Annotated in this window: 18 protein-coding genes; 8 read left to right on the top strand and 10 right to left on the bottom strand. The window is 62.8% G+C overall.

What is annotated here, in order from left to right:
* Positions 1-8 precede the first annotated feature (8 nt).
* From NLY33_RS18805 to NLY33_RS18795, 3 genes are read right to left on the bottom strand one after another with little or no spacing between them, the layout of a single operon-like run.
* Positions 9-1,382, bottom strand: a complete 1,374-nt coding sequence (locus tag NLY33_RS18805) for an MlaD family protein (protein WP_023708614.1) — start codon at positions 1,380-1,382, stop codon at positions 9-11.
* 14 nt (positions 1,383-1,396) lie between these two features.
* On the bottom strand, positions 1,397-2,215 hold the full coding sequence (locus NLY33_RS18800) for an ABC transporter ATP-binding protein (RefSeq protein ID WP_023706510.1): 819 nt from the start codon (positions 2,213-2,215) through the stop codon (positions 1,397-1,399).
* A gap of 1 nt (position 2,216) precedes the next feature.
* Positions 2,217-3,404 carry an MlaE family ABC transporter permease gene (locus NLY33_RS18795; RefSeq protein ID WP_023708615.1) on the bottom strand — a complete coding sequence of 396 codons (1,188 nt, stop codon included), beginning with the start codon at positions 3,402-3,404 and terminating at the stop codon, positions 2,217-2,219.
* Positions 3,405-3,481: 77 nt separating this feature from the next.
* On the opposite strand from NLY33_RS18795, the gene dgcA reads away from it, so the two are divergent.
* A complete protein-coding gene (dgcA, locus tag NLY33_RS18790; RefSeq protein ID WP_023706508.1) occupies positions 3,482-4,465 on the top strand; it encodes an N-acetyl-D-Glu racemase DgcA in 984 nt (327 codons plus the stop codon).
* Here dgcA and NLY33_RS18785 read toward each other — a convergent pair.
* Positions 4,436-5,650, bottom strand: a complete 1,215-nt coding sequence (locus tag NLY33_RS18785) for an MFS transporter (protein ID WP_023694172.1) — start codon at positions 5,648-5,650, stop codon at positions 4,436-4,438. The genes dgcA and NLY33_RS18785 overlap by 30 nt on opposite strands.
* A 104-nt stretch (positions 5,651-5,754) precedes the next feature.
* The gene (locus NLY33_RS18780; protein WP_023709329.1) at positions 5,755-6,570 is read right to left on the bottom strand and encodes a UDP-2,3-diacylglucosamine diphosphatase; all 816 of its coding nucleotides are present in this window, start codon (positions 6,568-6,570) and stop codon (positions 5,755-5,757) included.
* A gap of 120 nt (positions 6,571-6,690) precedes the next feature.
* Between NLY33_RS18780 and NLY33_RS18775 the strand changes: the two genes are divergently transcribed.
* Entirely contained in the window at positions 6,691-7,470 is a 780-nt protein-coding gene (locus tag NLY33_RS18775) for an SDR family oxidoreductase (RefSeq protein WP_023706506.1), read from the top strand.
* 159 nt (positions 7,471-7,629) lie between these two features.
* A complete protein-coding gene (locus NLY33_RS18770) occupies positions 7,630-9,954 on the top strand; it encodes an NADP-dependent malic enzyme (protein ID WP_023706505.1) in 2,325 nt (774 codons plus the stop codon).
* On the opposite strand, the gene NLY33_RS18765 is transcribed toward NLY33_RS18770, so the two are convergent.
* Positions 9,942-10,580: a DUF1287 domain-containing protein gene (locus tag NLY33_RS18765; RefSeq protein WP_023706504.1), complete on the bottom strand. Its 639-nt coding sequence runs from the start codon at positions 10,578-10,580 to the stop codon at positions 9,942-9,944. The genes NLY33_RS18770 and NLY33_RS18765 overlap by 13 nt on opposite strands.
* A gap of 204 nt (positions 10,581-10,784) precedes the next feature.
* On the opposite strand from NLY33_RS18765, the gene NLY33_RS18760 reads away from it, so the two are divergent.
* Positions 10,785-11,981 (top strand): DUF2865 domain-containing protein, encoded by a 1,197-nt coding sequence (locus NLY33_RS18760; protein ID WP_023706503.1) that lies wholly within the window; start codon positions 10,785-10,787, stop codon positions 11,979-11,981.
* On the opposite strand, the gene gltX is transcribed toward NLY33_RS18760, so the two are convergent.
* On the bottom strand, positions 11,899-13,272 hold the full coding sequence (gltX, locus tag NLY33_RS18755; RefSeq protein ID WP_023706502.1) for a glutamate--tRNA ligase: 1,374 nt from the start codon (positions 13,270-13,272) through the stop codon (positions 11,899-11,901). The genes NLY33_RS18760 and gltX overlap by 83 nt on opposite strands.
* A 732-nt stretch (positions 13,273-14,004) precedes the next feature.
* Here gltX and NLY33_RS18750 point away from each other — a divergent pair.
* From NLY33_RS18750 to NLY33_RS18740, 3 genes are all read left to right on the top strand, one after another.
* Positions 14,005-17,769 (top strand): vitamin B12-dependent ribonucleotide reductase, encoded by a 3,765-nt coding sequence (locus NLY33_RS18750; protein WP_023709327.1) that lies wholly within the window; start codon positions 14,005-14,007, stop codon positions 17,767-17,769.
* A gap of 66 nt (positions 17,770-17,835) precedes the next feature.
* Positions 17,836-17,976: a type II toxin-antitoxin system HicA family toxin gene (locus NLY33_RS18745; RefSeq protein ID WP_245261193.1), complete on the top strand. Its 141-nt coding sequence runs from the start codon at positions 17,836-17,838 to the stop codon at positions 17,974-17,976.
* A gap of 4 nt (positions 17,977-17,980) precedes the next feature.
* Positions 17,981-18,187, top strand: a complete 207-nt coding sequence (locus NLY33_RS18740; RefSeq protein ID WP_023669048.1) for a type II toxin-antitoxin system HicB family antitoxin — start codon at positions 17,981-17,983, stop codon at positions 18,185-18,187.
* A gap of 23 nt (positions 18,188-18,210) precedes the next feature.
* Here the strand turns inward: NLY33_RS18740 and NLY33_RS18735 are convergent, their stop codons facing one another.
* From NLY33_RS18735 to NLY33_RS18725, 3 genes are read right to left on the bottom strand one after another with little or no spacing between them, the layout of a single operon-like run.
* Entirely contained in the window at positions 18,211-18,816 is a 606-nt protein-coding gene (locus tag NLY33_RS18735) for a hypothetical protein (RefSeq protein ID WP_023709748.1), read from the bottom strand.
* A gap of 8 nt (positions 18,817-18,824) precedes the next feature.
* Positions 18,825-19,358: a hypothetical protein gene (locus tag NLY33_RS18730; protein ID WP_245261189.1), complete on the bottom strand. Its 534-nt coding sequence runs from the start codon at positions 19,356-19,358 to the stop codon at positions 18,825-18,827.
* Between the two features lie 13 nt (positions 19,359-19,371).
* Entirely contained in the window at positions 19,372-20,343 is a 972-nt protein-coding gene (locus NLY33_RS18725) for a DUF3592 domain-containing protein (protein ID WP_023706498.1), read from the bottom strand.
* Between the two features lie 163 nt (positions 20,344-20,506).
* Here NLY33_RS18725 and NLY33_RS18720 point away from each other — a divergent pair, with 163 nt between their 5' ends.
* Complete coding sequence (locus tag NLY33_RS18720) at positions 20,507-21,448, top strand: phosphoribosylaminoimidazolesuccinocarboxamide synthase (protein ID WP_023709325.1); 942 nt, start codon at positions 20,507-20,509, stop codon at positions 21,446-21,448.
* Positions 21,449-21,475 lie beyond the last annotated feature (27 nt).

Here is a 21,475-nt window from a genome sequence, read left to right as displayed (position 1 = left end):
CACGGAAGTCAACGCCGTGCCCTGCCATCGAACTGCCGGACCTCGCCGTCGCCGCCCGACAGGATGCGCTGCGGGTTGCGGCTGAGATCGGTCACCGCCTCTTCGATGCGGCTGATCGAACGCCGGCTGTCCTGGACCAGCGCCTCGACATTCGACAGGCCCTGGCCCGAGAAGCGCGCAATATTGTCGGTGATCGTGCCAAGCCGGGCGTTCAGCGTGTCGGCGACCTGCTTGAACGACTTCAGCGTGTCCCTGGCATCGGCCATGACGCCGTCGGCTTGGCCCGAACCGAGCAGCGTATCGACCCTTTTCAGGATGCCGTCGACGCGCACCGAGGCATCGTTGAGGCGCGACGCAAGCTGTTTGGCGTCCTTGATCGTCTCGTCGATGTCGTCGGCCCGGTCGGCGAACTTGTCGGTCACCTTAGCGATGTCGGCGGCGGCCTTGTTGGCATTTTCGCTGGCCTTCTGAATGTTGGCGAGCGCCACGCGCACTTGTGCCGGATCGATGCCGTCGAGCACATTGTCGACCTTGGCCAGCGTGCCTTGCGTGCGCGTGGCGAAATCGTTGACCGAGCCGACCGCGGTATCGACGTTCTTGATCACGCCGTCGAGCTGTCCGCTGGTCTCCTTCAGATTGGCGGTGACGGCGTCCACATTGGCGACGATGCTCTTGATCTTGTCCTTGTCGACGGCATTGAGCAGGCCTTCGGCAGCCTTCAGCGTGCCGTCGAGCTTGCCGGAAACACCCTTCAGCTCATCCGACAGCGCGCTGACGGCGGTCAGGAACTTGTCGATGCCGTCGGCATTCCTGGCCAGCGCATCGGAAAATGTCTGGGCGTTCTTGACGGTCTGGGTCAGCGGCCCGCGCACATCCCTGGTGAAACCTTCGAGTTCGGAAAGCACCTTGTCGGCACGGGTGAAGATATTCTGCGCAGTCTGCAGCAGGTTGGTGACCGCCGATGGATTGGCGACGATCTCGGCGGTCCTGCCTTCCTTTGCCGCCTCTTCCAGGAGATTTGGTTCCTTTGGATCGGCGCCCTTCAATTCGATGTTGACCTGGCCGGCAAGGCTGGCGATGCCGATATCGGCCTGCGTCGATTTGGTGAGCGGCGTTGTCTGGTCGATCTCGGTCGTAGCAATGGCGGCATTGGGGTCATTGCGGTCGAAATAGACGCGCTTGACCACCCCGACCTTGACGCCGTTGAACAGCACCAGACTGCCGGGGCCGAGGCCGGAGGCCGAACCCTGAATGCGCACGCGCAGCTCCGCCGTCTCGCCGCGATCACCGATCTGGGCGGTCCAATAGACGAACCCGAACGCCGCCAGGATTGCAGCCAGGGTGAAAATGCCGACAATTACGTAGTTGGCTCTGGTTTCCATTGCCCCACTTATGTCTATGCGCGCGCGGCAAGATCAAGTTGCCGAGCCCGTTTTCCGCGGAAATAGGATTTGACCCACGGTTCTTCGCTTTTCAGCATGTCGTCGATCGTGCCTTCGACCAGGATTTTCTTGTTGCCGAGCACCGCCACGCGGTCGCAAGCGGTAAACAGCGTGTCGAGATCGTGCGTCACCATATAGACCGTCAAATCCATCGTATCGCGCAGCTTGACCACCAGTTCGTCGAATTCGGACGCGCTGATCGGGTCGAGGCCGGAAGTCGGCTCGTCGAGGAAGACGATGTCGGGGTCGAGCGCCAGCGCCCGCGCCAGGGCGGCTCGCTTGATCATGCCGCCCGAAAGCTCCGAGGGAAATTTTTGCGCGGCGTCCGGCGGCAGGCCGACCAGTTCGATCTTGAGCAAGGCCAGCTCGTCCATCAGTTTCTTCGGCAGATCGAGATATTCGCGCATCGGCACCTGCACGTTTTCCTGCACGGTCAACGCCGAAAACAGGGCGCCGTGCTGGAAAAGCACGCCAAGGCGCATGTCGATGCGCAACCGTTCGATGTCGCTGGCCTTTTCGAGGTCGAGACCAAACAGCTTGATCGTGCCGGACTGCTTGTGCAGCAGGCCGAGAATCGTGCGCAGCAGCACCGATTTGCCGGCGCCCGAGGCGCCGACGAAACCGAGGATTTCGCCGCGCTTGATGTCGAGCGCCAGTTTGTCGAGGATCAGCTTGTCGTCCAGGGCAACGGTGATGTCGCGCACCGACAGCACGATATCGCTTTCGCCCGTTCCCTGCACAGCCTTGGTCGCCTTTGAGTTTCTGCGCATCATGTCAGAACTCGATCGACGCGTAGAAGATGGCGAAAAGGCCATCGAGGATGATGACGACGAAGATCGACTTCACCACCGAGGCAGTGACGTGCAGACCCAGCGATTCGGCGCTGCCGCCGACCTTCATGCCTTCTACGGAAGCAATGGTGCCGATGATCATGGCCATGAACGGCGCCTTGATCAGCCCGGCGAAGATGGTGCTGATATCGATCGCGCCGCGCAGCCGGTCGATGAAGGCCGTCGGCGCAATACCGGAATAAAGCCAGGCGGCTAGGATGCCGCCGCCAAGAGCGGCAAAATTGGCGACGATGGTGAGACAGGGCAGCGCGATCACCAGCGCCACCAGGCGCGGAAACACCAGCACGCCGATCGGGTTGAGGCCGATGACCTTCAGCGCGTCGACCTCCTCGCGCATCTTCATCGAGCCGATCTCGGCGGTGATGGCGCTGCCGGAGCGGCCGGCGATCATGATGGCGGTCATCAGCACGCCGAGTTCGCGCAGGATCAGCACGCCGACCAGATCGACAACGAAAATGTTGGCGCCGAAATAATTGAGCTGGTAGGCGCCCTGCTGGGCGACGATGGCGCCGACGATCGCCGACATCAGCACCACCACGGGGATGGCGCCGACCCCCATGCGATCGATCTGGTTGAAGATCGCCGCCGGATTGATGGCATGGCCGCGCCCGAGCTTCATCTGGGCGCCGCCGATGGTGGCGCCGAGGATGTTCATCGAGGCGAGGAAATCGTCGCGCATCTCATAGATGCGGCGGCCGACCGCCTCCAGCCCGCGGAGGATGATGTTGGGGCGCCGGACGCCGCGCGATTCGGGCTCGCGCCGGACAGCTTCGCCAACGGCGCCGAGCAGGATCGAGGCGACATCGCTTTGCCCCTGCATCTTGATCTCGACACCCTTCTTTTCGAAGACGCTGACCAGGCGATCGATCAGCCAGGCGCCGGCGGTGTCCATCTTCTCGATGTGGGAGAGATCCAAAGCGAGCGTCTGGAAGCCTTTGCGCTGCTCGATCTTGCGCATCTCGGCGTCGATCAGCGCCACTGTCGTCGTCGTCCAGATGCCGGAGAAAGCGCAGCCGAGGACGCCGCCCTCCTCGCCGACCGCAACGCGGGGCTGGTGGTCGGCCTCCTTGGCGGCGTTGCCGCTTGCGTCGCGTTTGCCGATGGTCAACATGGCGTCCTGTTTAGCCTGACGGGTCGTACCTGTCGATTTGCCGACGACGCGTTGTCGCATAGCCGGAGCAGAAAATTATGGCGCGTGTCATTTCGGTTGAGGCCGAGCGTTTTCCCATTGCCGGCACCTTCACCATCTCGCGCGGGTCGAAGACCGAAGCCGAAGTCATTACCTGCACGATCAGCGATGGGGACAATCGCGGATGGGGCGAATGCGTCCCCTACAAGCGCTATGGCGAGACCATGGAGGGGGTGCGCGACGCCACCGAGGCCATGCGCCGGCAGATAGAAGGCGGCATCAGCCGCAAGGACCTGCTCGATGCGGTGCCGGCGGGTGCTGCCCGCAACGCCATCGATTGCGCCTTGTGGGACCTGGAGGCCAAGATCAGCGGCGTTGCGGTCGCGGACGCCATCCACGCTGTGCCCTTGTCGGCGCTGGAGACGGCCTACACGCTGTCGCTGGGCGAGCCGGAGGCAATGGCGGCGCAAGCCCGCGCCAATGCCGGGCGGCCGCTGCTCAAGGTCAAGATTGGCGGCGACAACGACATGGCCCGCATCCGCGCCGTGACCGAAGCGGCGCCCGACAGCCGCATCATCCTCGACGCCAATGAAGGCTGGACCGATGCCAACATCATCGAGAATCTCGCTTTCGCCGCCGAACATGGGATAGCCCTGATCGAACAGCCGCTTCCCGCCGGCCATGATGCCATCCTGCGCCACATCGCGCATCCGGTGCCGATCTGCGCAGACGAAAGCCTCCACGAGGCGAAGGACCTCGAAGCGCTTGTCGGCCTCTATGACGCCATCAACATCAAGCTCGACAAATCCGGCGGCCTGACCGCCGCCCTTACCCTTCGCGACCGCGCCCGGGAGCTGGGATTCGGCGTGATGGTCGGCTGCATGGTCGGCACGTCGCTGGCGATGGCGCCGGCAGTGCTTTTGGCGCAAGGCGCCGACTTCGTCGACCTCGACGGTCCGCTGCTGCTTGCCCGCGACCGCCAGCCCGGCCTCGTGTACCAGGGGTCGCTGGTGTTACCGCCTGACAGGATGCTGTGGGGCTGAACGCGCGGCGAGCCCGATCAGCGCCAGGCCGATGATGGCGATCGGGATCATCGCCAGGAAGCCGTCGACGCCGTAGCGCTCATAAAGCGGGCCGGACGCCAGCGTCACCGCCGCCATGAAGAAGCCGTTGAAGAAATAGGCAATGCCTTGCGCCGCACCCGTGCGTTCTTCCGAAACCGTTTCGCCGATCATCTTCTGCAGGCCGATCAACACCATCGCCACCGACACCGAATGCAGGGTCTGGACGCCGAAGAAACCGGCAACGCCAAGCCCGAGTGGCCAGATCAACGGAAAGGCGATCCAGCGCACGATGGAGCCGACGCCGGCGATCAGCATCACCTTGACGACTGAGACGGAGGCAAAAATACGGTTGAAAAACACGAACATGCAGACCTCGGCCACCACGCCCCAGGCCCACAGCAGGCCAACGACGGAATCGCTGATGCCGACCGATTTCCAGTAGATTGAGACAAAGCCGTAGAGGAAGGCATGGCTGGCGGTGATGATGCCGACGCCGAGGGTGAAATACAGGAAATACGGATTGAGAAGGCTCGGCGCCTGATGCTGGATGTCGGCGGCAGATAGCGGCGAAGCCCGGCGCGGGCGGCCAAGCCGCGGCGCCAGCAATCCGGCGACGAGCGCGGCAGACAATGCCGCAAAGATGATTACCGGCACGGCCTGCGGGCTCGTCCAGGCGAGGATAAAGCCGCCTGCGACATTGGCGCAGAGATAGGATATCGAGCCCCATTTGCGCATCGCGGTGTAGTTCGAGCCAAAGCGGCGCACACCCGACAGCGCGAGCGAATCGGCGATCGGCGAATGCGGCGTCCACACCACCGTCAGCGCCAGCGATACGGCAAGCACCATGGCGTAGGTCGGGTTGAGGAAATAGCCGGCGGAAAGCACCATCGTCGCGGCCACCAGCGCGATATAGACATCCGCCCTGTCCTTCGCCCGGTCGGCCAGCGCGGTCAGCAGGGGTGTTGTCACCACGCGCAGGAACATCGGCGCCGCCAGGATGATGGCGATCTGCTCGGCGTGGAAACCCTGGGCATGCAGCCACAGCGGGAAATAAGGCACATGCGTTCCCAGCGACACGAATAATGTCGCGAAGATCAGACTCATGCGCAGTTCGAAATGGCGCGGCTTGACGAGTTGTTCGGGCGAGAGCGGCGGCAGCGACATGAATCGATCCAATTACGCTGCACAAAGGGCTGCAACGCAGATCGATCCCTTAACATGCGCGAAAGCGGTCCGAAACTGCCTGGACCAGTCGATTAACAGGAGGGTTATGCCGCTTCGACGACCCTGTCTTCGATCAGCAAGGGGATGAACGGCTCGTCCGGTGCTTCGGGCAGCACCAGCGCCCAGTGGATGATCTCCATCTTGCCATCGAAATGTTCGACCACCGCCGTGCAGCTCTCCACCCAGTCGCCGGTGTTGATGTACTGCACATTCTCATAAGTCTCGATCGCGGCGTGATGGATGTGGCCGCAGATGACGCCGTCGACATGCGAGCGGCGGGCCTCCTCGGTCAGCACCGTCTGGAACGAACCGATGAAGTTCACCGCCTTCTTGACCTTGACCTTGGCCCAGGACGAGAACGACCAGTAAGGGAGACCCAGCAAATGGCGGAGCCTCGTCACCACGCGGTTGACCACCATCGCGGCGTCATAGGCGTAGTCGCCGAGATAGGCCAGCCAGCGTGCATTGTGGACGACGGTGTCGAACTGGTCGCCATGGATGACCAGCAGGCGCTTGCCATCGGCGGTTTCGTGGATGGCGCGGTCGGCAACGACGATGCCGCCGAAATGCACGCCTTGGAACTGGCGCGCGAATTCGTCGTGATTGCCGGCGATATAGGTGATCGAGGTGCCCTTGCGCGCCTTGCGCAGCAGTTTCTGGACGACGTCATTGTGGCTCTGCGGCCAATGCCAGCTGCGCCGCAGCCGCCAGCCGTCGACGATATCACCGACGAGATAGATGATATCGGCGTCGTGATACCGCAGGAAATCGATCAGGAACTCGGCCTTGGCCGCCTTCGATCCGAGATGCAGGTCGGATATGAACATGCTGCGGAAAGTGCGGGTTTCTGTACCGGACATCAGATCGTCACCGTTGCTTTCGCGCAGGCTATGCCCCGATTCATGCAACAACCGTATGACGGTTGCGATTGGGCCAGCCAAAGGGCTAGCGTGCCGCGCCATTCACAGGAGAAAATCGTCATGGATCTGGGCATCAAGGGCAAGAAGGCCATCGTCTGCGCATCGAGCAAAGGGCTGGGCCGCGGCTGCGCCATGGCGCTGGCCGAGGCCGGCTGCGATCTCGTCGTCAACGGCCGCAATGCCGAGTTGCTGGCAAAAACCGCAGCCGAACTGCGCGAACGCTACGGCGTGAAGGTGACCGAGATCGTCGGCGACGTCTCGAAACCCGACGTGCAGCACGCGCTCCTTGCCGCCTGCCCCGACCCGGATATCCTGGTCAACAACAATGGCGGCCCGCCCTTGCGCGATTTCCGCGAACTCGACCGCGCAAAGATCCTCGAAGGCGTGACGCAGAACATGGTGACGCCGATCGAACTGGTGCAGGCCGTCATCGACGGCATGGCCAAGCGCGGCTTCGGCCGCATCGTCAACATCACCTCGCTGTCGGTCTACGTCCCGATTCCCGGCCTCGATCTGTCGTCCGGCGCGCGAGCCGGGCTGACTTCGTTCCTCGCCGGCGTGGCACGAACGGTGATCGACCGCAACGTCACCATCAACAGCCTGCTGCCGGGCAAGCTCGACACCGACCGGCTGCGCGGCCCGCATGAGGCCGGCACGATGGAAGACCCGGCAGCGGCCGCAGCGCGCAAGACCCGCATCAGCGCCGACGTTCCGGCCAAGCGGCTCGGCACGCCGGAAGAGTTCGGCCAGATCTGCGCCTTTCTGTGCTCGGTCCATGCCGGCTATCTCACCGGTCAGAACATCCCGGTCGATGGCGGCCTCTATGTCAGCGCGTTCTAAAGGGCTCGATGGATAATCGGCAGCATTTCAGCGCAATTGTTTGAAATAGTTCGATATCTCCGGCCCCGGTTGTTTTAGCCGCCCTTGCGTCATTTGGCGTCGCGAAAAACCATTTTTGCGTGCTAAAAGGCTGCAAAGCAGGTTTGAGGGAGCGGCCGCATGGAAGGCGAGAACAAGAAAACGGCACGTTCGGACCTCGACGAAGCCGCCCTCTACTTCCATAAGCATCCAAGGCCGGGAAAGCTCGAGATCCAGGCGACCAAGCCACTCGGCAACCAGCGCGATCTGGCGCTGGCCTATTCGCCTGGTGTTGCCGCCCCCTGCCTCGAAATCCGCGACAATCCGGCGACCGCCGCCGACTACACGGCGCGCGCCAATCTGGTCGGCGTCGTCTCCAACGGCTCGGCCGTTCTCGGCCTCGGCAATATCGGCCCGCTCGCCTCCAAGCCGGTGATGGAAGGCAAGGCGGTGCTGTTCAAGAAATTCGCCGGCATCGACGTCTTCGACATCGAGATCGACGCGCCGGGCATAGAGCGCATGGTCGAGACGATCTCGGCGCTGGAACCGACATTCGGCGGCATCAATCTCGAGGACATCAAGGCGCCCGAATGCTTCGAGGTCGAGGCGCAGCTGAAGGCCCGCATGGGCATTCCCGTCTTCCATGACGACCAGCATGGCACCGCCATCATCGTCGCCGCCGCCGTGCTCAACGGGCTGGAATTCGCCGGCAAGACCATTTCCGACATCAAGATCGTCACCTCAGGCGCCGGTGCGGCAGCGCTCGCCTGCCTCAACCTGTTGGTCTCGCTTGGCGCCAAGGTAGAGAACATCTGGGTCACCGACCGCTTCGGCGTCGCCTACAAGGGCCGCACCGACGAGATGGATCGTTGGAAAGACCCCTATGTGAAGGACACCGAGGCGCGCACGCTGGCCGATGTGATCCCTGGCGCCGACGTTTTTCTCGGCCTGTCGGCCGCCGGCGTGCTGAAGCCGGAATTGCTTGATCATATGGCGCCTAAGCCGTTGATCCTGGCGCTGGCCAACCCCAATCCCGAGATCATGCCGGAGGTCGCGCGCGCCGCTCGTCCCGACGCGATGATCTGCACCGGCCGTTCCGATTTCCCCAATCAGGTCAACAACGTGCTTTGTTTTCCTTACATCTTCCGCGGTGCGCTGGATTGCGGCGCCAGCGCCATCAACGAGGAGATGAAAATGGCCGCGGTCCGGGCGATCGCCGCGCTTGCCCGCGAAGAACCATCCGACGTCGCCGCCCGCGCCTATTCCGGCGAGACGCCGATCTTCGGACCCGACTTCCTTATCCCCTCGCCCTTCGATCCCCGCCTGATCCTGCGCATCGCGCCGGCGGTGGCCAAGGCTGCCTGCGACACCGGCGTCGCGACCCGGCCGATCACCGACTTCGCCGCCTATATCGACCAGCTCAACCGCTTCGTCTTCCGCTCCGGCCTGGTGATGAAGCCGGTGTTTTCGTCGGCCAAGGCGTCGACCGCCAAGCGCGTAATCTATGCCGACGGCGAGGACGAGCGCGTGCTGCGCGCAGCCCAGGTGGTGCTGGAGGAAGGCATTGCCGAGCCGATCCTGATCGGCCGCCCGCATGTCATCGAGGTCAGGCTGAAGCGCTACGGCCTGCGTATCAAGCCGGGCGTAGATTTCGGCCTGATCAACCCGGAAGACGATCCGCGCTACCGCCATTATGTCGACCTGTTGATCGAGCTTGCCGGCCGGCGCGGCGTGACGACGGAGGCCGCGCGCACCATGGTGCGCACCGACAATACGGTGATTGCCGCGCTGGCGCTGAAGCGCGGCGATGCCGACGCCATGATCTGCGGCCTCGAGGGCCGCTTCGAGCGGCATCTGCGCAATGTGACGCTGGTCATCGGACCACGCGCAGGCGTCAAGGACCGCGACCTGTCGACGCTGTCGATGCTGATCTCGCAACGCGGCATCATCTTCCTCACCGACACCCATGTCTCGGTCGACCCGACGGCCGAGGAGATCGCCGAAATGACCATTCTGGCGGCGGAGGAAATCCAGCGGTTCGGCATCGAGCCGAAGGCAGCGCTGCTGTCGCATTCGGATTTCGGCTCGCGCGATTCCCCCAGCGCGCTGAAGATGCGGCAGGCGGCGGCGATCCTGGCGCGCGTTGCGCCCGAGCTGCAATGCGACGGCGAGATGCATGCCGATTCAGCCCTGTCGGAGCATCTGCGCCAGCGCGTCTATCCGCATTCGCGGCTGAAGGGCGAAGCCAATCTCCTGGTGTTCCCCAACCTCGACTCCGCCAACATCACGCTGACCGCGCTGCGCACGATGATGGACGCGCTGCATGTCGGGCCGATCCTGCTTGGCACCGACAAGCCGGCGCATATCTTGACGCCGTCGGTGACGTCGCGCGGCGTCGTCAATATGACGGCGCTGGCAGTGGTCGAGGCGGCGCACAAGGCGCAGGCGGTGGTTCATTTCGGCTGAGTTTCCCACGCAGGCGCGAAGCGGTAATGCCCGGTCTGCTTGAAGGCGAACAGCGTGTCCTCCTCGCGGGCGCCCGACCCGATATTGTGGATGACCAGCGCTCGTTCCGGCACGTCAGCCGAGCGTTCGGATGAGACGATGACGATGTGCGGCAGGTTGCCGGGCAGCATCTGGGTGACGATATCGCCCGGCTGAAAGTCGGGAGGATACTCGCTGGCGGGCAAGGAAACTCCCTTGCGCCCGAAAATTGCGGCAAGATTGCCGACCCGTCGGTGGTCGATGTTGCGGTCGGTCGCTTTCAGACCCCAGGTCTTGGGATAGGCGGCGAAATTGGCCGCCATGTCCTCGTGAACCAGCTTCTGCAGGTCGAGCTCGAAGGCGCGGCGATAGGCCCGCACGATAACATCCGTGCACACGCCCCTATCCGGCGCGACGTCGCCGCCGGGATAGCCGAGGCGGACATAGGTCGGGTCGTAGAATGTGGTGACGCCGATCTGCTCACGCGCGGCTTCGACCAATTTGCTGCGCCAGTCCGGAGCGGCTGGATTTTCCTGCGCCAAGGCTGCGGGCGCCGCCAGGCACAACAGACCGAACTGCAGCGCGGTTCGACCGGTAATCGCGATCATGCCAGCTCCCCGGGGCATTGCTGGATCGTGGGATAATTCCGGGGCGATTGCGCCTTTTTCATGCAGCGGTGAGACCGCACAGTTGCCGCTCTAACCAAACCCCTCCTGCAACGCGTCTATGGGCTAAGACCATCTTTGGTTGTAGATTGAGGGAACGGTTAACCGCGAATCCGGTAGACAGGCAGGCAAGCGGGGTTTCGGGCAATGACGGGCGGACGATGGAGGCTGAAGCATCTGGCTGCGCTGCTCGGCGCGCTTGTGCTTTCGGCCGTCGCCACCACTGAACCGCAGGCCGCCTCCCGCGTTTGCCGTCAACTGGAAGCCGAGCTTGCTTCTTCATCGAATGGCGGCGGCAATTCCAGCATGGTGCGGAAGTATGACAAGGCCATCTCCCGCCAGTTCGAACAGCTATCAAAGGTGCGCGGTCGTGCGAGCGATGCGAATTGCGGGTTTTCGCTGTTTTCGCGCAATGTCAGCCAATGTGCCGCGCTGAACAGCAGCATCGATCGCATGAACGCCAATCTCGATGCGTTGCAAGCCAAGCGCGCGCAGCTTGCCGGCGGCGGCTCGCGGCGCGACCGCGGCCGCATCCTGGCCGCGCTCGACGCCAATGGCTGCCGTGACGAGCCCGCGCCGCGCCGGGAGCCGCTGCAGGAAGCCAGCCGCGAACCCGACGACGGCAATCTGTTCGACCAGCTTTTCGGCGGCAACCGGCAGATCGACACGCTCGATCAGCCCGACGATCCCGGCGAGGAGCGCAATGTGCGCCGGGTGCTCAATCAGCCCGGCGTGCCGGATTTCCCGACGGTCGGCGGCGAGTTCCATACGAGCTGCGTGCGCACCTGCGACGGCTATTTCTTCCCGATGTCGAACTCGGCTTCGCTCGGCGATTTCGAGCGCGACCAGAAGAACTGCGAATCGAGCTGCCCCGGCACCGAAATGCAGGTGTTCTATTCGCGCGGCATGGAAGACGATTCGGCCAACATGACGTCGTCGGCGACCGGCAGGCCCTACAGCGAGTTGCCGACCGCCTATCTCTACAAACAGCCCAACATGTCGCGGCCGCTGGCTTGTGGCTGCAATGCGCAGGCCGGAAATTTCGAGATCATCGGCGGCAACCCGCTACCGCCCGAGCAATCGCAGCCTGATACCGAGACAACGCCATTCATTCCGGTGCCGGCGGCCAAACCCGATCCGGGCGCGGATCCGGAGACGCTGGCGAACGTACAAGGCGGGCTCGACCGCGCCGCCATCAAGCGCCTTGCCGTCAAGCCGGTGGTGTCGCCGGTGTCGCTGATCCCGCCGGACCAGCGCAAGGTCAGGGTCGTCGGGCCAGCGTTCCTTCCCGACCCAGCAGCGGCAATAGATCTGCAAGCTCCGGCCCGGAAGCAAGTCCGGTAAGGGCCAACCTGAGCGGCATGAACAGCGCCTTGCCCTTGCGGCCGCTGGCTTCCCTGATCCTGGCCGTCCAGTCTTTCCAGACCGTGCCGGTCCACGGCTCTTCCGGCAGCAGGTCGAAGGCCTGCTGCAGGAAGTCGCGATCCTCGTCGGAAAATTCCGGCGCCGGCCGCGGGCCGTCGGCAAGGATACGCCACCAGCCGACCGCGTCGCTCAGCCGGTCGAGATTGCCGCGCACCGCCAGCCAGAACGGCTCGGCCTTGTCGCCGGAGATGCCGAGCACGATCAGCCGATCCCGCGCCTCGGAAAACGGCATGTGGTGCATGAGCGCACGATTGAGCACGAACAGCTCGTCCGGGTCGAATTTGGCCGCCGATTTCGACGTGGCGGCGGGATCGAAGCGCGCGGCCAGTGCCGGCATGTCATGCACCGCCGCGACATTTTCCGAGGTGCCGACAAGGACGGCCAGCGAAGCCACAGCCATCGGTTCGATGCCCTCCTCGCGCAGGCTTTCGATCGACAGCGCACCGCTGCGCTTCGACAGGCCCTCGCCCGAGGCCGTGGTCAAGAGATTGTGGTGGCCGAAGACAGGCGGCTCGGCGCCCAATGCCTTGAACAGCGCGATCTGCACGCCGGTGTTGGTGACGTGGTCGTCGCCGCGGATGACATGGCTGACGCCCATCTCGATGTCGTCGACGACCGAAGGCAGCGTGTAGAGATAAGTGCCGTCCTCGCGCCGCAGCACCGGATCGGACAGTGAGGCCAGATCGACGGTTTCCTCGCCGCGCACCAGATCGTTCCAGTGCACTTCGGTGCGCTCGGGCTGCAGCGGATCGCTGGTGAAGTTCGGCAGCAGGAAGCGCCAGTGCGGCCGGCGCCCGTCCGACCGGTATTCGGCGATCTGCTGCTGCGAAAGCGCCAGCGCCTCGCGGCCATAGACTGGCGGCAGGCCGCGCGTGCGGCGCACCTTGCGGCGCAGGTCGAGTTCTTCGGGGGTTTCGTAGCAGGGATAGACAACGCCGGCCCTTTGCAGCCGCTCCACTGCCGCGTCGTAAGTTTCGAAGCGCCGCGACTGGTATTCGGTGGCATCGGGGAAAATCCCCAGCCAGTGCAGGTCGTAGAGGATGGCGTCGGAAAATTCCTGCCTCGAGCGGGCAATGTCTGTGTCGTCGAAGCGCTGGATGAAACGGCCCTTGTTGTTCATGGCAAACAGCCAGTTGAACAAGGCGGTGCGGGCATTGCCGATATGAATGCGGCCGGTTGGTGAGGGGGCAAAACGGACGGTAACTGTCATGGGCGGGGCGTAACGGATGCTCTTGGAATTGACAAGACGCGCCCCCGCGCGAGGCCAAAGACATAATGCACGCCAGCTAAAATGAAAAGGCTGTGAGCCAGAATCCGGCCGGGCCTGCCTCGGGTGAACCGCTCACCAGCGGTCCACGCCGGCAGAATCGGGCTTTCCTCAGCCGCTTTTTGTCCCCGTTATCCACATATGTGACACACAAGATGTTGGGGTCACAAAAGCTACGCAAACGAATCCTTGACGACGCAAACCGAGTCGCCTTTTATGTGCCATGTGCTCTTGTTGAGGGCGCGACCGGAGAGTTTCGAGCCCGGTCATTTTTCCCGGATTTTGTGCGTTTTGGCCATGATTTCCGCCTGTTTACGAGGCTGGCGGAAGCGTTGGATCGTGGGGGCTTCGGGAGCGAAAAGGGAGATTTGTCGGACTGGAATAAATTGTCTGTTAACACTATATTTAGTGTTTGCAGGCAGGTTCGACGCTAGATAGTGTGAATTTCCCTCGGTCGAGGGAATCGAGGAAAAATTCAGTTTTGAGGGACCCGCAGGGTTCGGCGCAGAGTTGGAACAGCGGCTTCGTAAGAAGCTCGACCAGCAAGGCGACGAAGACTGCCACAAGGAGAGCCGGTGTTTTCGAACGCCGGCAGACGGCGGACATGCGCGTTTCGCATTGGGGGCAGAAATCCCCGGGGAAAAGCGCTATATATAGACAAAAGGGACCGGACCAATGCGCATCGAGCGTCGTTTCACCAAGCCAGGCCAATCAGCTTACGCGGAGATCGAATTCCGCAAGGCGCTTTCGGAGATCAAGAATCCGGACGGCTCGGTGGTGTTCCGCTTGGACAATATCGATGTGCCGGCGCAGTTCTCGCAGGTTGCCGCCGACATCCTGGCGCAGAAGTATTTCCGCAAGGCCGGCGTGCCCGCGCGCCTGAAGAAGGTCGAGGAGAACGACGTCCCCTCCTTCCTGTGGCGCTCCGTCGCCGACGAGGCCGAGCTTGCCAAGCTGCCGGAAGCCGAGCGCTACGGTTCCGAAATCGACGCCCGCCAGGTCTTCGACCGGCTGGCCGGCACCTGGACCTATTGGGGCTACAAGGGCGGCTACTTCAAGTCGGAAGAAGACGCCAGCGCCTTCCGCGACGAACTCGCCTATATGCTCGCCACCCAGCGCGTTGCGCCGAACTCGCCGCAATGGTTCAACACCGGCCTGCACTGGGCCTACGGCATCGATGGTCCGAGCCAGGGCCACTATTATGTCGACCCGTTTACCGGCAAGCTGACCAAGTCGAAGTCGTCTTACGAGCATCCGCAGCCGCATGCCTGTTTCATCCAGGGCGTGCATGACGATCTTGTCAACGAAGGCGGCATCATGGACCTGTGGGTGCGCGAAGCGCGCCTGTTCAAATACGGCTCGGGCACCGGCTCCAATTTCTCCATGCTGCGCGGCGAAGGCGAAAAGCTGTCGGGCGGCGGCCGTTCGTCCGGCCTGATGAGCTTCCTCAAGATCGGCGACCGCGCGGCGGGCGCAATCAAGTCGGGCGGCACCACGCGTCGCGCGGCGAAAATGGTCATCGTCGACGCCGACCACCCCGATATCGAGGAATTCATCGACTGGAAGGTCAATGAAGAGCAGAAGGTGGCGTCGCTGGTCACCGGCTCCAAGATCGTGAAAAAACATCTCGAAGCGATTATGAAGGCCTGCATCAATTGCGAAGGCCATGATGACGACTGCTTCGACCCGTCGATGAACACCGCGCTGAAGCGCGAGATCAAGGCGGCCAAGAAGTCGGCCGTGCCGGAGAACTACATCTACCGTGTCATCCAGTTCGCCAAGCAGGGCTACACCTCGATGTCGTTCAAGACCTACGACACCGACTGGGATTCCGATGCCTACCTCACGGTCTCGGGCCAGAACTCGAACAATTCGGTGTCGCTGAAGGACAATTTCCTGCGCGCCGTCGAGAACGATGCCGACTGGCACCTGACCGCCCGCAAGGACGGCAAGGTGCTGAAGACGCTGAAGGCACGCGACCTCTGGGAAAAGATCGGTTACGCCGCCTGGGCGTCCGCTGACCCGGGACTGCATTTCAACACGACGATGAACGACTGGCACACCTGCGCTTCGGCCGGTGCGATCCGGGCCTCCAATCCGTGCTCGGAATACATGTTCCTCGACGACACGGCCTGCAACCTGGCCTCGATCAACCTGCTGCCTTACCGCAATGCCGACGGCACGATCGACATCGCCGCCTACGAGCACACGGTGCGGCTGTGGACCGTCGTTCTGGAAATCTCGGTGATGATGGCGCAGTTCCCGTCGAAGGAGATCGCCAAGCAGTCCTACGAATACCGCACGCTCGGCCTCGGCTATGCCAACATTGGCGGCCTGCTGATGACGTCGGGCATTCCCTATGATTCCGACGAGGGCCGCTCCATCTGCGCAGCGCTCACCGCCATCATGACCGGCACTGCCTATGCCACCTCGGCCGAGATGGCCGGCGAGCTCGGCGCCTTCGCCGATTACGACCGCAATGCGCAGAACATGCTGCGCGTCATGCGCAACCATCGCCGTGCCGCCTATGGCGAAAAGCAGGGCTACGAGAAGCTCGCCGTCAATCCGGTGCCGCTGGTCGCGTCCGACCTGAAGCAGCAGGAACTGGCCGCGCACGCCAAGGCTGCCTGGGACCGCGCCATCGAACTCGGCGAAGAGCATGGCTACCGCAACGCGCAGGCGACCGTGATTGCGCCGACCGGCACGATCGGTCTCGTCATGGATTGCGATACCACCGGCATCGAGCCCGACTTCGCCTTGGTGAAGTTCAAGAAGCTCGCCGGCGGCGGCTATTTCAAGATCATCAACCGCGCCGTGCCGGAAGCGCTGCGCACGCTGGGCTATTCAGAAAGCCAGATCGCCGAGATCGAGGCTTACGCTGTCGGCCACGGCAACATGAACCAGGCGCCGGCGGTCAACCCCGGCTCGCTCAAGGCGAAGGGCTTTACCGACGACAAGATCGCGGCGCTTAACGCAGCACTGAAGTCGGCCTTCGACATCAAGTTCGTCTTCAACCAGTGGACGCTCGGCGCCGACTGGGTGAAGGAGACGTTCGGCTTCACCGACGAGCAGCTCAACGACTTCTCGTTCGAGATGCTGCCGGCGCTGGGCTTCTCCAAAAAGGACATCGAGGCCGCCAACATCCACGTCTGCGGTGCCATGACCCTGGAAGGCGCGCCCTTCCTCAAGCCCGAACACCTCCCAGTGTTCGATTGCGCCAGCCCGTGCGGCAAGATCGGCAAGCGCTCGCTGTCCATCAACAGCCACATCCAGATGATGGCGGCGGCACAGCCCTTCATCTCCGGCGCCATCTCCAAGACCATCAACATGCCCAACGATGCGACGGTGGAAGACGCCAAGGGCGCCTACATGCTGTCGTGGAAGCTCGCGCTGAAGGCCAACGCGCTCTACCGCGACGGCTCAAAGCTGTCGCAGCCGCTGAATTCGTCGCTGCTCGCCGACAGCGAGGATGACGAGGACGACGCGGTCGAGCAGCTGATCGCTGCGCCCGCTTCACAGCGCGCCGTGCAAGTGACCGAGAAGATCGTCGAACGCGTCATCGAACGTCTCTATCGCGATCGTGAAAAACTGCCGAACCGCCGCAAGGGATACACCCAGAAAGCGGTGGTCGGCGGCCATAAGGTCTACCTGCGCACGGGCGAATTCGATGACGGCCGCATCGGCGAGATCTTCATCGACATGCACAAGGAAGGCGCGGCTTTCCGGGCGATGATGAACAACTTCGCCATCGCCATCTCGCTTGGCTTGCAATATGGCGTGCCGCTCGAGGAATTCGTCGAGGCCTTCACCTTCACCAAGTTCGAGCCGGCCGGAATGGTGCAGGGCAACGACGCGATCAAGAATGCGACGTCGATCCTCGACTACGTGTTCCGCGAACTCGCCGTGTCCTACCTCGGCCGCCACGACCTCGCCCATGTCGACCAGTCGGATTTCGACAAGACGGCGCTCGGACGCGGCATCAACGAAGGCAAGGCGACGCCGTTCTCGAAGGGCCTTACCCGCGGCGCCTCGCCGGTCAAGTTGGTGTCTGGCCTAGGTGGCGAACCCAAGGGTTTTGCCGGATCACCTGCCGCGGCCCCTGCCCGGGTCACCCCAACTGCGTTCTCAGGCTCCAATGTGCTGGCGCTTAAACCAGCAAGCGACGAAGCCATCGCCTACAAGCGCGACTATGAGGAGCGAGCCAAGGAATTGGTCGAAGATATTGTTTCCGAGGAGGCTGCCGACCCCACCGGGTTGTTCACCGACGAAGCAGCGAAAGAAGCGGCCGAGGCAAAGGCGCTTGCCTCCACGCGCCGTCAGCAATCCTTGATGCAAGGCTACACCGGCAACGAATGCTCGGAATGCCACAACTTCACCATGGTGCGGAACGGCACCTGCGAGAAGTGCGATACCTGCGGCTCGACGAGCGGGTGCAGCTGAGAACTCATGCCGCCTCGGCTTACAGTCCGCGAAGTCATTCGCCTGCTGGAGACCGACGGTTAATATCTGGTTGCAACCAAGGGCAGCCATCGCCAATATAAGCACAAAACCAAAGCCGGCCGCGTCACCGTGGCCGGCAAACCGTCTGAAGAGGTTGCGCCAGGAACACTGAACAGCATCCTCAAGCAGTCCGGTTTGAAGGAGTGATTGTATGCGTTACGCGGTGGTGATTGAAAAAGCAGGCAACAATTTCTCTGCCTATGTGCCGGACCTACCCGGCTGCATCGCAACTGGTGCTACCGTGCCAGAAGTAGAAATCGAAATTCGCGACGCTATACGCTTTCACATCGAGGGCTTGCGCGCCGATGGGCTGGAGGTACCCAAAGGAATCAGTCTCGCGGAATATGTAGAGGCATAAGCGGTAGCCTTCAGGACAACATCCTATCCCGGCACCCGCAGCGTCTGCTCGTCAAACAACGGCTCGTCCTGCCCCGCACGCACAAACAGCAGCTTGTGCCCCTCGCCCGCCGGCACCTCGAAGTACTGGATGCCGTCGGGCATTTCGCCCCAGTCGCCGCAGGGTGGTTCGGGAACGTCATCACTCACCACCGCTTTCAGCTCTTTGGCATAGGCAGCATCAGGGCTGAATGTGTAGCGTTTGACGCCGGCGGGCACGGTGCCCTCGGTGTAGGGCGCCAGCACGCAGCGGGCGCTGACTGATTTGTCGGTCTTTTCCAGCAACAGGCGCAGCACCGCGGCCTCGGCGGTTTCGCCCGATTTGATGTCGAACACCTCGACCAGCGGATCGGGCGCGCCGCCATCGCTGTATTTGATGGCGAGTGCGCCGCCGACGAATTCGAAATGGATCTGGCGGAAGCCGAAATCGCATCGCTGCACCCAGGCGGCGAGGCCGACCGTCTTGTCGGTCAGTTTTTCCCAGACGCATTTGTCGATCGGCGGGCGCGACGGCGACGGCTCGTCCGCATATGCAGCGGCTGATATCGCCGCGGCGGCAAACAGCACGCAAATCCAGACAATTGATCTCATGGCGCTATTCATCGCTGCATCCTGTCAATGTGAAGGCGTCCCACGCCGAGCCGTCCGGATTTGGCATTGGCGAAATCGGCAAATTCGGTGAAGCCCGCGCCGAAATCGGGCAGCAACAGCCCTTTCGGCGCCGGTGTCGCTTCGCGCGAATTCAGCTGCTCGGCGCCGCCTCCGGTCAAGGCATAGACCTGGCCCATCCATATCCGGCAGAGACCGCTGCCATCCTCCAGCCCCGCTTCGCGGTCGTCGTCGGTGCAGGCGTGGTGGATGGTGCCGAGCGGAAGCGAATTTTTGCCATTGGTCCAGGTGATGTCGGCCGGCAAGCGCGTGCCGGTGTTGGGCACAGTCACCGAAAACACTTCGGCCGTCAGTGCCGCCGGCTCATTGTTCAGCGGCCGGAATTGCATCACCGCGCCCGAACGCGGCTCGCGGTAGGTGGCATGGCTGAGCAGACATTCTCTTGCGCTCGCTGCCTGCACGGCGCCGAGCAGAGCCAGGGAAACGACAGCCAGCCTGCGGACGATCATTGGATGTCTTGTCATGAAAGTGGGCGCCTCAGATAAAACCGACCAGCCACGCCGCGCCGCCCAGCAACGCGGCCGAACAGACCCACAGCAGCCAAAGCCCGCGCACCCTGCATTCGAGCACTGCCGAGGCGGGGTTGGCTGGGTCGTAATGCACGTCGACCTTGCTGCCCTCGACATAGCTGCGCCCCTGGCCGCTGACGAGGCCGGGCATTGAAGCGGTGACCGTGGCGCCGAAGGTTACGCGATCGGAGGTGTAGCGCTGGCCGGCGACGCCGTAGCTGTAAACGATGCGGGATTTGAAGACGGTGCTCCAGCGTCGATGGCCGCTGTAGTTTCGCAGCGCCTGCAGACCGGAGGAATCGATGCGGCCGGGCGCGACCGGCCATTTTGCCGCCTGCTCGGCAAGCGACTTCTGGACGAAGGCCATGCGCAGGATCATCAGGCCCATGAACAGCAGCAGCGCTCCGGCGCCGAGGTTCTGCGGCTTGGGCAGGTGCGGCCGGATCGCCTCCAGCACGCCACCGAGCGAAAACACCAACACCACCGTGCCGATCACCAGCCAGGCCGAGAGCTTGACCATGAACTTGAAGGCGCCGTCCGGCAGGGTGCGTTCGATCACGGCCTTGCCCGGATCGGCCGGATTGTAGAAGACGGTCACTTCAGCGCCGGTGGGAAACTGCGCCAGGGTTTCGGTGACTTCGAAATTCCCCAGATTCTCCTTCACGCTGTAGCGCGAGCTTTGATATTTCTTTTTACCGACCTTGTATTCGAAGGTGATCGCCGGAAAATTGCGCATCTCGGTGGTGTCGCTGCTGTCCGAGCCGACGCCCGACCTTCTGACTTCACGCGCCTCGACGCGCGACGAGATGATCTTGCCCGGCGCCGGCAGCCAGTGGCTCATCGCCTGCACCTCGCGCCATTTGACGAAGGTGATGAACGACAGACCACCCGCGATCGCGCAGGCAAATCCGACAATCAGAAATTTGAGCTCTACGTCCACCGCGTCCCCCAGGAGTGCAGGAAGCTGCAAATAGATAGCAGGGCGAAGGCAATGTCTTGATTATTCGCAAAGGACGAACCGCCCTTCCTCGGGTATCGAAGCCCCGCCAACTTTGTTAAGAGTCGCCCAAACTGTTAGGAGCCATGAGACCAGGATGACAGCACTGCGCGTTCTCTCGGATGCCTTCATTCCGGAACTCCCGAACCACTATAAAGGCAAGGTCCGCGAGAATTACGATCTGCCGGATGGCCGCCGCATCATCATCGCCACCGACCGGCTGAGCGCCTTCGATGTGATCCTGACCGCTGTCCCGCTCAAGGGCGAACTGCTGACCCAGACGGCGCGCTACTGGTTCGAGGAAACGGCGGACATCTGCCAAAACCATGTGCTCGATTATCCCGACCCCAATGTCGTTGTCGGCACCAGGCTCGACATTCTGCCGGTGGAAATCGTTGTTCGCGACTATCTCGCCGGCACCACCAGCACTTCGGTGCTGACGAAATACAAGAACGGCGAACGCGATATGTACGGCATCCGCCTGCCGGACGGGCTGCGCGACAATGAGAAGCTGCCGCAGGCCATCATCACGCCGACCAGCAAGGCGCTCGATGGCGGTCATGACGAGCCCTTGACGCGCGACGAGATCCTGACGCGCGGCCTGCTGTCGGAAGAGCAATGGGACACCGTCTCGCGCTATGCGCTGGCGCTGTTTGCGCGCGGCAAAGCGTTGGCCGCGAAGCGCGGCCTGATCCTGGTCGACACCAAATACGAGTTCGGCACGGACAAGGATGGCACCATCATCCTTGCCGATGAAATCCATACGCCCGACTCAAGCCGCTACTGGCTTGCGGCAAGCTATGAGGAGCGCTTCAAGGCAGGCGAGCGGCCGCAAAGTTTCGACAAGGACTTTATTCGCGCCTGGGTGACCGCGCGCTGCGATCCCTACAAGGATCGTATTCCGAAAATCCCCGCCGAGCTCATCGAGCAGACATCGCGGGTTTATACGCAGGCCTTTGAGACCATCACCGGCAAGACCTTCACCGCCGATATCTCGGGAAAGACGGTGCTGGACCGCATTCGCGAGAACCTGCGACCTTATTTCTGACGGCGATTGCCTGGCAGTCCGCGGCGC

This window comes from Mesorhizobium sp. C432A, from assembly GCF_030323145.1.
Lineage (GTDB): Bacteria > Pseudomonadota > Alphaproteobacteria > Rhizobiales > Rhizobiaceae > Mesorhizobium.
The sequence above is the reverse complement of the archived record's forward strand: the minus strand, read 5'-3'. Positions and strand labels throughout refer to the sequence as shown.